The sequence below is a fragment of the Halorhodospira sp. 9622 genome, from assembly GCF_022228025.1.
In the GTDB taxonomy this organism is placed as follows: domain Bacteria; phylum Pseudomonadota; class Gammaproteobacteria; order Nitrococcales; family Halorhodospiraceae; genus Halorhodospira; species Halorhodospira halophila_A.
This window is the reverse complement of the sequence record NZ_JAJNRE010000012.1, coordinates 18,925-33,166: the sequence shown is the minus strand read 5'-3', so window position 1 is coordinate 33,166 and position 14,242 is coordinate 18,925. Positions and strand designations below refer to the sequence as shown.

General features: G+C 68.6%; 15 protein-coding genes and 1 pseudogene. All 16 read right to left on the bottom strand.

The window, feature by feature from the left end; translation table 11 throughout:
* Position 1: 1 nt before the first annotated feature.
* A complete protein-coding gene (locus LRG07_RS08340; RefSeq protein ID WP_201242334.1) occupies positions 2-1,048 on the bottom strand; it encodes a chemotaxis response regulator protein-glutamate methylesterase in 1,047 nt (348 codons plus the stop codon).
* 14 nt (positions 1,049-1,062) lie between these two features.
* Complete coding sequence (gene cheD / locus LRG07_RS08335; protein WP_201172818.1) at positions 1,063-1,746, bottom strand: chemoreceptor glutamine deamidase CheD; 684 nt, start codon at positions 1,744-1,746, stop codon at positions 1,063-1,065.
* A complete protein-coding gene (locus tag LRG07_RS08330) occupies positions 1,715-2,533 on the bottom strand; it encodes a CheR family methyltransferase (RefSeq protein ID WP_201172820.1) in 819 nt (272 codons plus the stop codon). Before LRG07_RS08330 ends, cheD begins: the two co-directional genes overlap by 32 nt.
* A gap of 45 nt (positions 2,534-2,578) precedes the next feature.
* Positions 2,579-3,811, bottom strand: a pseudogene (locus LRG07_RS13930) (methyl-accepting chemotaxis protein); the annotation flags it as partial.
* Positions 3,812-4,583: 772 nt separating this feature from the next.
* The gene (locus LRG07_RS08320) at positions 4,584-5,366 is read right to left on the bottom strand and encodes a ParA family protein (protein ID WP_238635073.1); all 783 of its coding nucleotides are present in this window, start codon (positions 5,364-5,366) and stop codon (positions 4,584-4,586) included.
* On the bottom strand, positions 5,363-6,775 hold the full coding sequence (locus LRG07_RS08315) for a methyl-accepting chemotaxis protein (RefSeq protein ID WP_238633509.1): 1,413 nt from the start codon (positions 6,773-6,775) through the stop codon (positions 5,363-5,365). Before LRG07_RS08315 ends, LRG07_RS08320 begins: the two co-directional genes overlap by 4 nt.
* Entirely contained in the window at positions 6,762-7,301 is a 540-nt protein-coding gene (locus LRG07_RS08310) for a chemotaxis protein CheW (protein ID WP_201172849.1), read from the bottom strand. The genes LRG07_RS08315 and LRG07_RS08310 overlap by 14 nt, the downstream gene beginning before the upstream one ends.
* 129 nt (positions 7,302-7,430) lie before the next feature.
* Positions 7,431-9,557, bottom strand: a complete 2,127-nt coding sequence (locus LRG07_RS08305; protein WP_201172828.1) for a chemotaxis protein CheA — start codon at positions 9,555-9,557, stop codon at positions 7,431-7,433.
* 37 nt (positions 9,558-9,594) lie between these two features.
* The gene (locus LRG07_RS08300; protein WP_201172831.1) at positions 9,595-9,957 is read right to left on the bottom strand and encodes a response regulator; all 363 of its coding nucleotides are present in this window, start codon (positions 9,955-9,957) and stop codon (positions 9,595-9,597) included.
* 26 nt (positions 9,958-9,983) lie between these two features.
* Positions 9,984-10,277, bottom strand: coding sequence for an STAS domain-containing protein (locus tag LRG07_RS08295; protein WP_201172833.1), 294 nt, complete (start codon positions 10,275-10,277; stop codon positions 9,984-9,986).
* A gap of 117 nt (positions 10,278-10,394) precedes the next feature.
* The gene (locus LRG07_RS08290; protein WP_201172835.1) at positions 10,395-10,748 is read right to left on the bottom strand and encodes an Hpt domain-containing protein; all 354 of its coding nucleotides are present in this window, start codon (positions 10,746-10,748) and stop codon (positions 10,395-10,397) included.
* A gap of 17 nt (positions 10,749-10,765) precedes the next feature.
* Entirely contained in the window at positions 10,766-11,335 is a 570-nt protein-coding gene (locus LRG07_RS08285) for an isochorismatase family protein (protein WP_201242330.1), read from the bottom strand.
* A complete protein-coding gene (locus LRG07_RS08280; protein ID WP_238642132.1) occupies positions 11,332-11,862 on the bottom strand; it encodes a Slp family lipoprotein in 531 nt (176 codons plus the stop codon). Before LRG07_RS08280 ends, LRG07_RS08285 begins: the two co-directional genes overlap by 4 nt.
* Positions 11,863-11,870: 8 nt before the next feature.
* Positions 11,871-12,443 (bottom strand): Slp family lipoprotein, encoded by a 573-nt coding sequence (locus LRG07_RS08275; RefSeq protein WP_238635077.1) that lies wholly within the window; start codon positions 12,441-12,443, stop codon positions 11,871-11,873.
* A gap of 51 nt (positions 12,444-12,494) precedes the next feature.
* Entirely contained in the window at positions 12,495-13,415 is a 921-nt protein-coding gene (locus tag LRG07_RS08270; RefSeq protein ID WP_238633504.1) for a metal ABC transporter permease, read from the bottom strand.
* Complete coding sequence (locus LRG07_RS08265; protein ID WP_201242327.1) at positions 13,415-14,233, bottom strand: metal ABC transporter ATP-binding protein; 819 nt, start codon at positions 14,231-14,233, stop codon at positions 13,415-13,417. The genes LRG07_RS08270 and LRG07_RS08265 overlap by 1 nt, the downstream gene beginning before the upstream one ends.
* Positions 14,234-14,242: the final 9 nt, after the last annotated feature.

Genomic DNA, 14,242 nt, shown 5'->3' with positions numbered 1-14,242 from the left:
GTCACCTCTCCTGGGTGGGGTGGGAGGGCGGCGCCACCGCCGCCAGGATCGCCTCGGCGATCCGCTCCAGCGGCAGGACCTGATCCGCGTGGCCGGCCTTGACGGCGGCGCCCGGCATCCCCCAGACGACACTGCTCGCCTCATCCTGGGCGATGGTAACGGCCCCGGCGGCCTGCATGCGCCCCAGTCCGGCGGCCCCGTCACTGCCCATGCCGGTGAGCAGCACGCCCACGGCGTTGCTCCGGGCCGCCCGGGCCACCGAGTCGAACAGAACGTCCACCGAGGGCCGGTGACGATTGACCAGTTCGTCCTCGGTGATCCGGCAGATGTACTTGCTGCCGTCGCGGTGGAGTTCAAGGTGGTAGCCACCGGGGGCGATGTAGGTGTGCCCCGGGAGCACACGCTGGCCGTCTCGCGCCTCGTGGACCGAGACGGCGCAGATGTGATCGAGCCGTTCGGCAAAGGCCGCCGAGAAGCCGGGCGGCATGTGCTGGGTAATCACGGTGGCCGGGGCGTTGGGCGGCATCACCTCGAGCAGCCGCTGCACCGCCAGCGTACCACCGGTGGAGGCACCGATCGCCACCACCTTGTCCGTGGTGCGCTGATGCGGCTGCGGCGCGGCACCCCGGGGCTGGCTGTGCCCCGGCCGCACCCGGGCCCGCGCGGCGGTACGCACCTTGGCAATGATCTCCTCGGCATACGCGTCCAAGGTGTGGCTGACATCGGTGCGCGGCTTGGTTACGAAGTCGACGGCGCCGAGTGCCAGCGCCTCAAGGGTCTCCTCGGCGCCCTCCTCGGTCAGCGAAGAGACCATGACCACCGGCATCGGGCGCAACCGCATCAGGTTGCGCAGGAAGGTGATGCCGTCCATGCGCGGCATCTCGACATCCAGGGTCAGGACGTCGGGGTTGAGCTGCTTGATCTTCTCGCGGGCGTCGTAGGGATCCCGCGCCGTGCCCACCACCTCGATGTCGTCGACACCGGCGAACAGCTCGGTGAGCATCCGGCGGATGAGGGCGGAGTCATCAACAATCAGTACCCGGATCATGCGCCCCCCCCCCGTTAGAACAGATCCACGTCGCCGGACACGGGGCGCTCGTCGATCTCGTGGAGGTAGTGCTCCTCGCGCCGGACCACGGTATCGTTGCGCGTGCTCATCAGCTTCTTGGAACGGGCCCGACCACTCTCGGGATAGTACTGCACCTTGCGCGGGTACTCCCCGCCGAGATCCTGCGCGATCACGCGGAGCTGCTCGGTACGGACGTATTCCAGGGCGAACTCGATGTTCCGCTGGCCGACGTCGGTCATCCCCGCCATGACCCGGCCGCCGCCGAAGAGCTTGACCTCCAGCTCATCGCGACTGCCCCCGGCGGCGAGGATGCGATTGATCAGCTGCTCCATGGCGTGGTTGCCGTAGCGCGTGGCGGTGCTCAGTGGATCACCCTCCCAGTGGTGCGGGTCGCCACCTCGGATCGGCAGCATGAAATGGTTCATCCCGCCGATGCCCCGGCGGCGATCGCGGATACACGCCGAGACGCAGGAGCCGAGCACGGTGACCACCATCTCCGGGCCCCGGGTCACGTAGAACTCGCCGGGCAGGATCTTGGCCGCAAAGGCTTCATGCTGCGGATCCCAGTACCGGTTGATGTGCTCGAAACCGGGCAGGCACTCGGGCAGCTCCACGCCGCGGTTGCGCCAGGAAGCACGGCGCAGTTCAGTCCTGCTTGCGGTAGATGGTGCGGCCATGGGATTCGAATCGCTCGCTGACCCGCCACAGGGTCTCGGAATGCCCGATGTAGAGCCAGCCCCGGGGGGCCATGGCTCGGTCCATGCGGTCGAACAGCCGGCGCTGGATCTCCTTGTTAAAGTAGATGATCACGTTGCGACAGAAGACGATGTCGAACGGCTCCCGGAACGGCCACTCATGCAGAAGGTTCAGCTGCTGGAACTCGACCAGCCGGCACACCTCCGGGCGGACGCGGACCATGCCCTCCTTGCTGCCCTTGCCGCGCAGAAAGTGCCTGCGCAGGCGCTCCCGGCTCAGCCCGTCGACGCGCTTCTGATCGTAGACCGCGCGGCGTCCGCGTTCGAGTACGTTGCTGTCGAGATCCGTGCCAAGGATCTGGACCCGATCAGCAGCCCGATCGCCGAAGACCTCCCGGGCCACGATGGCCGCCGAGTAGACCTCCTCGCCGGTTGAGCAGCCCGCCGACCAGATGCGAACGGTGCCGGAGGACGCCTCGAGCACCCCGGCCAGGTGCTCGAAGTGGTGCGCCTCGCGGAAGAACGCCGTAAGGTTGGTGGTCAGGGCATTGACGAAGTGCGCCATCTCCTGGCGCTCGGGGTCGTCGAGCAGCAGCTTGCGGTAGCTCGCGAAATCCCGCAGCCCGAGGGCCCGGAGGCGGCGCGCCAGGCGCGAGTAGACCATGTCGCTCTTGGCGTCGCTGAGCTGGATCCCGGTCTCGCGTCCCACGGTCTCGCGGATCCACTCGAAGTCCTCTCGCGTAAAACGGAACTCACGCTCACCACTCACCGACGCCCTCCTGGCTGCCCGTCACGATCGCCCTCCCACCGCGCCTCAGAACTCTTCCCACTCGCCGTCGTTCACCTCGGTGCTCGCGGTGCGCCGGCCCCCGCCGTTGCCGGCCGTGCTGCGGCGTTGCTGACTCGTGCCGCTGGTGCGCTGCTGCCCGCCGGAACCGCTGGTGCGCTGTCCGCCGGCACCGGTGCCGGTACGCGAGCCACTCTGCCCGGCCCGGGCGCCGCCGCCCGCCTGGCCCTTGGCCTGGCCCGTCGCCTGCCCGCTCTTCTGGCCAGCGTGGCCGGAGCGGTTCGTCTTGGCGCCACCGCCTTTCGGGGTCTCCTCGCCGCCGCCGAAGAAGGACATCAGTTCCACAAGGTTGTCCGACTGCTCGTCCAGGGACTCGGCCGCGGAGGCGGCCTCCTCCACCAGGGCGGCGTTCTGCTGGGTGACCTCGTCGAGCTGGCTGACCGCCTTGTTGATCTCGTCGATGCCCGAGGACTGCTCCTCGCTGGCCGCGGAGATCTCGGCGACCTTGTCGGTCACCGTCTGCACCGCCTCGAGGATCTCCTTGAGGGTCTCGTTGGACTCGTTGACCAGGCGGGTGCCGTCCTCAACCTTCTCACCGCTGTCGTTGATCAGCTTCTTGATGTCCTTGGCCGCGGTGGCACTGCGCTGGGCCAGGTTGCGCACCTCGGCGGCCACCACCCCGAAGCCGCGCCCGTGCTCGCCGGCGCGGGCCGCCTCCACGGCGGCGTTGAGGGCGAGCAGGTTGGTCTGAAAGGCGATCTCGTCGATGACCGTGATGATGTCCGAGATCTCGCGGCTCGATTGCTTGATCGCCCCCATGGCCTCGACCACTTGGCCGGAGATGTCCTGTCCGCGCTCGGCCCGCTCACGGGCCGAGGTGGCGAGCTGATTGGACTCGCGGGCGTTGTCGGCGGTCTGCTTGACCGTCGAGGTGAGCTCCTCGATGCTCGAGGCGGTCTCCTCCAGGGAGCTGGCCTGCTCTTCGGTCCGCTGGGAGAGATCCTGGTTGCCCTGGGCGATTTCCGAGGAGGCGCTGGCGATGCCGTTGGCGGTCTCGCGCACGCTGTCCACGGTCCGGCGCAACACATCGATGGTCGAGTTGACCCAGTCCTGGAGCTGGCCGAAGTCGCCCTTGAACTCGCCCTGCATCTGCTGGGTCAGGTCCCCCTTGGAGACCAGTTCCATGACCCGGATGACCTCCCGCACCGGGGCCTGCGTAACGTCGAGGACCATGTTGATGTCCTCGCTGAGGGTCCGGATGAACCCCTCGGACATCTCCGAGGTCTCCACCCGGTGACTGAGCTCACCGGCCTGGATCCGCTCGATCAGCGCCTCGACGTCGCGCTGCGCCTTCTTCTCGTTGTCGCGCCGGTGCCAGTCCTCGGTGATGTCGAACCACTCCAGCGTATTGCCGAGGAAGTTGCCCTCCTCGTCGTCCTCGCCGGTGATGTAGACGTTGAAACGCAGCTCGCCGACGTGCAGCTCCTGGTGCAGGGCGTCGTCGCGGATCCGCTGCATCTGCCCGGCCACCGAGCGCAGCTGCGGGAACAGGTCGAAGAGCGAGAGCCGATCCTCCAGATCCCGCGAGGTGAAACCGGGGTTGACCGCAACGATCTGCGCCTCGTGCCGCGCAAGCATGGCCTGCATCGGCTCGTTGACGTAGTGGATCGTGCCGTCCGGGTTGGTCATCAGGAAGGCCGTGGTCGCGGTGTGCATGGCCTTCTTGGCCCGGTAGTACTCGATGTACTCCTCCCGGTCGACGGTGATCGTTCTTTTCTGGTCGCTGCTCGCCATGGTGCTCTCCCCGCTGTCTGACTGCGTCTGCGCTACCTGCTGGTGCGCCGGCGCCGCGGCCGGCTCCTCGCCCTGTGCCTCCGTCGGCGCTCCGGCGGCTGACGCCTCCTCGGGTGCCGACGGCTGTTCCGTGTCGTCCTTCATCCATGCCAGGGGATCGCGACCGAGCTTCTTCTCGCCGCCACTTTTCCTGTCGCCGCCGCTCGATCCGCTGCTTTTCGCCACGGCTGCTCCTCCTCTACGCTTCGGCCGCCGGCTCAAAGACCCGGTGTTGCTCCAGGTCCTCGGCCAACGCCCGGTAATCCTTCGCCCCGTTGCTCTCGGGGCGGTACTCGAAGATCGTCTGCCCGAACCCGGGTGCCTCGGCCAGGGCGACGTTGTCGCGCACCGCCGTCTTCAGGACCTGGCCCGGGAAGTACTCCTTGAGCTTGCCGAGTACCTCCTTGGGCAGGCGGCGCTGACCGTTGTAGCGGGTCACCAGGACGTACTTGCGGGTGTGGATACCCAACCCCCGCTCGACCCGCATCAGGGTGCGCATGAGCCCAGCCAACCCCTCCAGGGCCAGGTAGTCGCAGGAGACCGGCATCACCACCTCGTCGGTAGCGAGCAGCGCGTTGATCGCCAGCAGTCCCGACGAGGGCGGGCAGTCGATGACCACGTAGTCCGGGAACGGGTCGAGCCCCGCCACGGCCCGCTGCAGCAGCCAGCCGCGCTCGCGCCCACCGACCATCTGCTCCACCTCGGGCAGACGCGGCCCCGGCGGCACCAGACGGACCCTCTCCCGGGCGGGCTGCAGGCGCTCGGCCAGCGGCACCTGATCGAAGAGGACGTCATCGAGCCCCGGATCGAGGCCCTCAAGCCCCAGGCTGGCGGCGAAGTGGCCCTGGGGGTCGAGGTCGATACCCACCACATCGCGCCCGGCCCGGGCCAGGGCGTGGGCGACGTTCACCGAGGAGGTGGTCTTGCCCACCCCGCCCTTCTGGTTCAGAAAGCAGGTAACGCGCGATCCGGCTGCGCTCATTTCCGCTCCCCACGCGCCCGGTCCATCTCATCGGCGAGCTGCTCGAGCAGACCCACGACCTGGCGAGAGTTGTCGGCCAGCTGCTCCAGCTCACCGGCCGCGGCGTCCACCTCGCCCTGGCTGTAGAGCTTGGCGGCCTGCTTGCCGTGCTCGTGGACCGCCCGGTGCGGCGTCTCGATCTCGACGAAGGCGGGCAGCTTGCGGATCCACGGCTCCTCCACCGAGTCGTACCACTTGCCCAGGCGACAAGCGTGGTGGTCGGTGAGCTCGCGGTGATCGACATCCTCACGCCCGGCGAGCATCGCCGCGATGCGCCGCTTCCACATCACGTGGTCGAACTTGCTGCGCTCGATGAAGTAGCGCGGCAGATTGAGCTCCTCCTGACGCCCGATCTGCTCGGTGAGGATGGCGTTGGACTTGCCGAGGGCCTCCAGCGTGTGCTCCACGTCCGTGACGTTGCGCTCGGTCCGGTCCGTGACCGCGCTGATCGACTCGGCCACGTCGGTCACCGCGCCCTTCTGCTCGTTGATCACCGAGGAGACGTTGTGGATGTGCTCGGTGACCCCGCGCATGCGCTCGGCCACCTGCTGCATGGTCTCCCGCGTCTCTCCCGTGGCCGAGCGGCCCCGCTCGACGGCACCGCCCATCTCCTCGACGGAGGCGGAGATGGCCTCGGTTTCGTCACGAAGAGTCCGGATGCGCTGGGCGATGTCCACCGTGGCGCTCTTGGTCTGGTCCGCGAGCCGCCGCACCTCCTGGGCGACCACCGAGAAGCCGGCGCCGGCCTGCCCGGCCCGCGCCGCCTCCACCGAGGCGTTGAGGGCGAGCATATTGGTCTGGAAAGCGATCTCCTCGATCAGCTCGATGATCGAGCCGATCTCGTTGGAGGCCTGGTTCAGCTGCTTGACCCGCTGCGAGGCAGTCTCGGCCAGGCCGGCGATCTCCTGAACGGTCTGGTCCGTCTGCTGCGAGGCCTTGTCGCCGGAATCCACCAGCTCCTGCACGCGCTCAGTCTCGGTCGCCACCGCAGCGCTGTTGTCCGCGATGGTGTCCACACTGGCCGCCAGCTCCTCGGCGGTGGAGGCGATGGTCTGGCTACGCTCGCTGGTCTCGCGGATGGTCATGCGCATCCCGGATGCCGCAACCAGGCTCTCGGCCGCCTCGCCGGCCAACTCCACGGTCTCGCAGAGCTGACGGGTATCCCGGTCGAGGAGCTGCTCGGCGAGACGGTGCAACGCCTCGGAGACCCGACACTGCCCCGGGGGCACGCTGGCGTAATCGCCCTCCGCGATCTGCTCCACGATCCCGACCAGCTCCTCGACGCGCTCCGGAGGCAGCCAGCCGGCCTGCTCGAGGGCGTCGCGATCGGTCTCCAGCGGCGCCCCGGCACCCATTTCAGTCGTTGCCATGCTCCGTGCCTCCTTCGCTGTCCGCGCGAACCACCGCGGCGATCCGGCTCTGATCGTCGGCGATGGCCAGATCCTCGTCGCTGAGCAGCTCGTCGACATCGAGGATGATGACCATCTTGTTGTCGTCCACCGTGGCCAGCCCGCGGAGGAAATTGGTGCGCAGCGCTGCGCCGAACTCCGGGGCCGGCCGGATCTGCTCGGACTGGAACGTGTAGACCTCGGAGAGGGCGTCCACCACCAGCCCCATGATCCGCTCACGACCGCCCGCCGAAACCACGCGGACCATCACCACCACGGTGAACTTCGAGTACTCCTGGGCGGACATGCCGAAGCGTTCGCGCAGGTCGATGACCGGGACGATGGTGCCGCGCAGGTTGATCACGCCCTTGACGTAGTGCGGCGTGTTGGGGATGGGAGTGACACGCTGCCAGCCCTTGATCTCCTGCACCCGCAGGATGTCCACACCGTACTCCTCCTCCCCGAGCGTGAAGGTCAGGTACTGGTCCCCGTCGGCCGCCGCCTGCATGGCATCGACGGTATCCGCCCCGCTGCCGAGCGCGGCGGCCTTGCGGTCGTCTCCGAGGGTTCCGTGCTCGCTGTCCTGAGTCATGACTGCTCTCCGCTTGGAAACTGGGGGATCCCGGACACGAAGGGCTCAGGCGGCCTCATCGCTGTCCTCCCGGTCGGGGATGTAGGGCTGACGCCGGCCACCGCGGCTCATCTCGATCAGTCCGGCGATATCGAGGATCAGCGCCACGGTGCCGTCGCCGAGGATGGTCGCCCCGGCGATGCCGGGCACCTGCAGGTAATTGGCCTCCAGGCTCTTGATCACCACCTGCTGCTGATCGAGCAGGTCGTCGACGAAGACACCGAGGTAGGTGTCCTCGTCCTCAACGATCACCATCAGCCCGCCTCCGAGTTCACGACGCACCGGCTCGGTGTCGAAGAGCTCGTGCAGCCGGACGATAGGCACGTAGCCCTCGCGCCAGTGGTAGACCTCGCCGCGGCTGGTCACGCGGCTGACCTTGCTGGCGTCCACCTGCAGCGACTCGATGACCGAGACCAGCGGGATGATGTAGGTCTGATCCCCCACCCGGAAGAGCTGCCCATCGAGGATGGAGAGCGTCAGCGGCAGGGAGATGGTGATCGTCGTCCCCTGGCCGTGGGTGGAGCGCACATGGATGTTGCCGGAAAGGGAGCGGACGTTGCGCTTGACCACGTCCATACCCACGCCGCGGCCGGAGTACTCGGTGGCCTGGTCGTGGGTGGAAAGCCCAGGGTGGAAGATCAGGTCGTAGATCTGCTCGTCGGCCAGCTCGCTGCCATCTTCCACCAGGCCGGCGGCACGGGCCTTGCCAAGCAGCTTGTCGCGGTTGATACCGCGACCGTCGTCGGCGATCTCGATGATGATGTTGCCGCCCTTGTGGTACGCCTCGATGGTGATGGTGCCGGTCTCCGGCTTGCCCGCGGCGGCGCGCTCCTCCGGTAGCTCGATGCCGTGGTCGACGCTGTTGCGAACCAAGTGGACCAGGGGATCGATGATCTTCTCCATCACCGTCTTGTCCAGCTCGGTCTGCTCGCCCTCCATCTGGAAATCGACGGCCTTACCCAGGGCACGGCTGGTGTCGTGGACGATGCGCGGCAACCGCGAGTAGGCGAAGCTGATCGGCACCATGCGGATGCGCATGACGTTCTCCTGCAGCTCGCGGGTGTTGCGCTCGAGCTGCGCGAGGCCGTCCTGGAGTTCTTCCAGACGCTCGGCGGTGAACTCCTTGCCGATCTGGCTGAGCATCGATTGGGTGATCACCAGCTCGCCGACCATGTCGATGAGCGCGTCGATCTTCTCGGTGTCGACACGGATGGAGCTGCTGCTCCCGCCCCCACCCGCGCCGCCCCGGCGTGCGGCCGACTTGCGACCCTCGCCACCGGCCGGCGCCGCGGCCTCTGCGCCGGCGGCCGGCTCGGCGGCGACAGCCGCGGCCGCGCCGCCCTCGGCCGCCGCGGCGGGTTCCGTCCCGGCAGCCTCAAGGGGACGGATCTCGAGGCGGGCATCGTCCTCGACCCACTCGAAGACCTCGCGCACCGCCGCCTCGGTCACGTCGGCGTAGAGGCGCAGCGTCCAGGCCAGCTGACAGGTTTCCGGGTCGAGCTGCTCGAAGGGCGGCAACCCCGAGGTGTCGCACTCGACCTCGAGCTCGCCGAGATCCTGCAGCGCCAGAAACAGGCGCCGCGGGTCGTTGCCGGTAGCGAAAAGGTGCGGCTGCGGCTCGAAGCGGATCCACCACCCGCCACCGCCGGACGGCGGGGTCGCGTCTCCGCCGCCGCCCGCGCTGCCACGATCACCACCCGTATCCCCGGCGGGGCCGGAAGCCCCGGATGCCGTACCAGTGGGGGTCTGACCCAGCTGCTCATCGAGCTGACGCTGCGCGGTGCTGATCGCATCGGCGTCCAGCGCCTGATCGCTCTGGATCGCCGCGAGCATGCTGCGCAGGCAATCGACTGCATTGAGCAGCACGTTCACGGCGTCCGGTGTGACCGCCTGCTGACCGTCGCGCAGGCGGTCGAGCAATGTCTCCATGCGGTGGGTGAAGTCGGAGACGGCGGTCAGGCCGAAGGTCCCGGCACCCCCCTTGATCGAGTGCGCGGCACGAAAGACGTTGTTGAGGGTCTCCGGATCCGGACGCTCCGGGTCGAGTTCCAACAGGCCCGACTCCATGGTGTCCAGCCCCTCGAAGCTCTCCTCGAAGAAGGTCTGCAGGAACTGGCTCAGATCTACGCTCATCGCTCGCCCCCCCGTCGGGCGCTCCGGGCGCCTTCCGTCAGCGCACCACCTTCTTGATCGTGTTCACCAGCTGGTCCGGATCGAAGGGCTTGACCAGCCAGCCGGTGGCTCCGGCCGCTTTGCCCTCCTGCTTCTTTTCCGGTGCCGACTCGGTGGTCAGCAGCAGGATCGGCGTAAACTTGAAGGTAGGCAGCCCGCGGAGTTCACGGACCAGTGTGATGCCGTCCATCTTCGGCATGTTCACGTCCGTGATCACCAGGTCGAAGCCGCCCGCCTTGGCCTTGGTCAATGCGTCCGTGCCGTCCACCGCTTCGGTGACCTCGTAGCCCTGCTGCTTGAGGGTGTAGGTCACCATCTGCCGCATGGAGGCGGAATCATCGACCGCCAGGATCTTCGCCATCGTCTCGTTCCCTTAGTCTGTCGGGGTTAGCGGGCTGCGCCGCCGGGCCCGAGTTCATCGGTCAGGCCGAGATCGGCGGCAGCCTCGGTGACCGGGGCCGGCGCCCCCCCGCCCTGCCACGACCAGCCGGCGCGGCTCGCCGCCGCCCGTGCGAAGGCAGCGAGCAGCTGGACGCCGGCGGCGTCAACCTGCTGCAGCCGTGCACCATCCAGTGCCACGGGCTGCCCGGAGGACAGCGCGTCGGCCAGGGTCTCTTTGAGGGTCGCCGCCACGGTGATATCGAGCTGTTCGCCCAGATCGATGTGCTGGTGGGCCGCCATGATGTCCCTACGCGTTTGCCGGTTGTCCGTTGAGATTGCCCGTCATCATCGTTAACGGCAAGAGGCGGCATTAACTTGAGTGGCATACCTCACCGCCACAGCGCCACACGCGGGGGATCAGGAGGTGCGCGCGCGCCGCGCGTCGATGGCGGCCTCGAGCCGCTCGGCGGCCCGCTCGAGTTCGGGCAGACAGCCCCAGGCCGTTTGCAGATCGCCGGTGCGGGCAGCATCGTCGAGGCGACGGGCGCACTCCCGTGCCTCGACGGCGCGCACACTGGCCAGAGCCCCCTTGACGGGGTGAGAGATCGCGTGGACCGCCTGCGGATCACCCTGCTCCAGGGCTTCGCGCAGGGCCGCCAGGCGAGACGGAAGGTCTTCCTGCATGCGCTCGAGCAGCATGTCCGCCAGCTGCTCATCGCGACCGAGATTGTCGAGCAACTCTTCCAGGTCGATGACGGGGTGATCGGACATGGGCCGGCTCCTCTGCTTCAAGATCGGGCGGCGGGCTGCCAGCCTTCGCGCAGCCGCGGTAACAGCCGCCGGAATGCCTCGGTGCCGGCGCATTGCAGCCACTCGAAGGCCACCATCTCAGCCCCCGCCACCACCACACCGGCCTGGCGCATGCGGGCCAGGGCGAGCTCGCGATCCGCGGGCCGGCGCGAGCCGACCGCCTCGGCGACGGCGAAGACCTGGTGACCGGATTGTTGCAAACCCAGTGCCGTCTGCAGGACGCAGACGTGGGCCTCCGTGCCGGCGATGACCACCTGCTCCGGCAGGCGGATACCGGCGGCTTCGGGGTCGCGGGTCCAGGCGAAGTGCATCTTGGTATGACGCCGGGACGCCGGCACCGAGCGGGCGAGCGCCGCAACGGTCGGGCCGAGGCGTTCCGGATACTGCTCGGTCGCGTGGACGGGCTGGCCGAGCTCGTGGGCGACCCCCGCCAGCCAGTCCGCGGCGGCGACCACCTGCTCGCCGCCATCGATGGCCGGCAGCAAACGCTCCTGGAGATCGATCAGCAACAGAGCGCTGCGCGCCGGGTCGATCAGCGTATCCGTCATCGCGAGAACATCACTCCCACACCAAAGCGAACCTGCGGCTGGCTCCTGGTGGCCGTCGCCGGTGGCCAGAGGTGGACGTCCTCGGTGGCGACCACCGGATAGGTCAACGCCTGCTCACCCACCCGTCCGGTGCGTAGGGCATCCACCGCACCGCGCACCGTGATCAACCGCCCGGGGCGGTAGTCGGCGCTCTCCAGGAAGCCCGGGTAATCCACTAGGAAACGCCCCTCGGGCGAGGCCGCCGTGCGGGGTCGCTGGGCGCGATCCAGCGGGTACCCCACCACCTCGAGCCGGGTCGTCTCTTCCAAGTGTTCCACCTGGAGGATACGCCCTGCCCAGAGGACCTGGCTACCGATGACTGCCTCGCCGGCGGCAGCGGCCTCGCGCGCGGTCAGATCGGCCATCAGGTCATCATTACGCTCGAAGGGCGCCCCGGTGGCGCAGCCAAAAAGGGCTACGCCTGCCACCGCCGCCAGCAGGAGCCAGCGCGCCGCGCGGGCAGGGGACCGTCCCAGGGACAGCGCCACGGCAACCATCACCAGTACGGCCGCCGATAGGGCCCGTAGTAGTAGGGATACCCCGGATGGCGGTACCAGGGATCGCCATACCAGGGGTCGTACCACGGATCGTAGCGATAGGAGCGCGGCGTGGTGCGCTTGGGATCGGCCGGCTCCTGCCAGAGGTGATGGGCTTGGACCGCTACCACCGGGTAGGTGTAAGCGTACTCCCCGATGGCCCCCTTCACGGTCCCATCCAGGGAACCGGAGACGGTGAACTGCCGGCCGGGCGCGTAGAGGGTCGGCTCAAGAAAGCCGTCCACCCGCGCCAGGAACCGCCCCTCGGTGCGGTCGGCATCGCGCGGCTCGCCGCCGCGGCGCAGGGGACGCTCGACGATCTCCAGCCAGGTGGCGTCGGCCTCGTTGCGCACCTCGACGATCTCCCCGCCCCAGCGCACCCGCTCGCCGTCGTGGGCGCTGGCGCCATCCGCACGCACCTGGGCTAGGGAGGGGGCTTCGTCCGGAGCAGTGCGTACCGGGTCGGGCACGGTGCCCGCACACCCTAGCAACAGCCCGGCCGCCACCACCGGCAAAAGGATTCGGATGGACACCACGGCCACCTCCCTGGGAACGGGCTTGTCCCCCCTTAGTATACAAAGCCGCTAGCCGGCAGCCAGCGCCCGCCAGCGGCGCACCCACCGCGGCAGCAGGCCGTGACGGGGGGCAACCAGCAGCGCCACCAGGAACAGCGTTGCGGAAACCAGCACCATCGCCCCGCCCGAGGCGACGTCGAAGTGGTAGGCCAGATAGAGCCCCACGACCGCGGCAGTGACACCACAGAAGGCGGCCAGGACGATCATGCGGGTCAGCCGGTCGGTGAGCAGGTAGGCGGTCGCCCCCGGCGTGATGAGCATGGCCACCACGAGGATGATGCCCACCGTCTCCAGGCTGGCGACGATGGTCAGGGTCAGGAGCAGGATCAGGCCGTAGTGGATCACGGCCGTATTCATGCCCAACGCCCGGGCGTGGATCTCGTCGAAGGTGTAGGCGAACAGCGCCTTGTAACCCAAGGCCACGGCCAGCAGCGCGATCACACCGGCGCCCAGGGTGAGCAGCAGCGCCGCGCGGTCCACACCCAGCACGTTGCCGAAGAGCACGTGCATCAGGTGGGTGGAGGTGGCCACCTGGCTGATGATCACCACCCCCAAGGCAAACGCCGCCGTGAACATGATGCCGATGGCGGTATCGGACTTCAGGCGGGTGGTCCGCTCGATGAAGCCGATCCCCAGCGAGGTCAGCGCGCCAGCCAGGAAGGCGCCGATGAAGAACGGCCAGCCGAGCAGGTAGGCGATGGCCACCCCGGGCAGCACCGCATGGGAGATGGCATCCCCGAGCAGGGCCCAGCGCTTGAGGACCACGAAGCAGGAGAGCACCCCGCAGACCAGCCCGACGGCGATGGCGGTGAGCAGGGCGCGCTGCATGAACTGATAGCTGAACGGCTCGGCCAGCGGCTCGGGCAGCAGACCCACAACGGCCATCAGTCCAGCCAGCAGGAAGTCGATCACGGCCTCCGCCCACGCCATCAGTCCGCCTCCTGAAGCCCACGGGCGAAGAGCGGATCGGCGGCACGCAGAAGCGAGCGCTCGTCGGTCATGACCTCTTCCGGAGGCCCCGAGGCAATCACCGAACGATTGAACAGCACCAGCCGATCGGCGTGGCGCCGCGCCCCGGCGATGTCGTGGGTAACCAGTACCACGGTTCGACCGGCGGCACGCAGATCGCGCAGCACCTCGAAGATCAGTGCCTCGCTGGAACGGTCGACCCCAACCAGCGGCTCATCGAGGAGCAACAGCCGCGCCTGCTGCGCCAGGGCACGCGCGAGCAGCACGCGCTTCTTCTGCCCCCCGGAGAGTTCGCTGATGTGCCGGTCGGCCAGCTCCGCCATGGCCGTCGCCGACAGCGCCTCGGCCACCGCCTCGTGGTGCTCCGCCCCAAGCAACCGCCGCGGCAGCCAGCGCTGCACGCCGGAGCGGCGCAGACTCGGGTAGCGGGCCGAGAAGATCACGTCACGCACCGAAGCGGGGAAGTCCCAGTCGAGGGTCTCGTGCTGCGGCATGTAGGCCACGTCCCCGGCACCGCGCGCCTGACCGGGCGCCCGACCGCCGATGCGGATGCGCCCGCAGCGCGGCCGGATCAGGCCCATGATCAGCTTGAGCAGCGTGGACTTGCCGGCACCGTTGGGGCCAACGAGGGCCACCAGCTCACCGGCGGGAATGCGCAGATGGGCATCCGCCACTGCATCCACGCCGTGATAACCGGCACAAAGCCCCTCGGCCTCGATGGCCGCGACGCCTTCACCACGCCCCGCCCCCGCCGCTGGTCTACCCGCGTGATCCGCCAAACCGCCCCG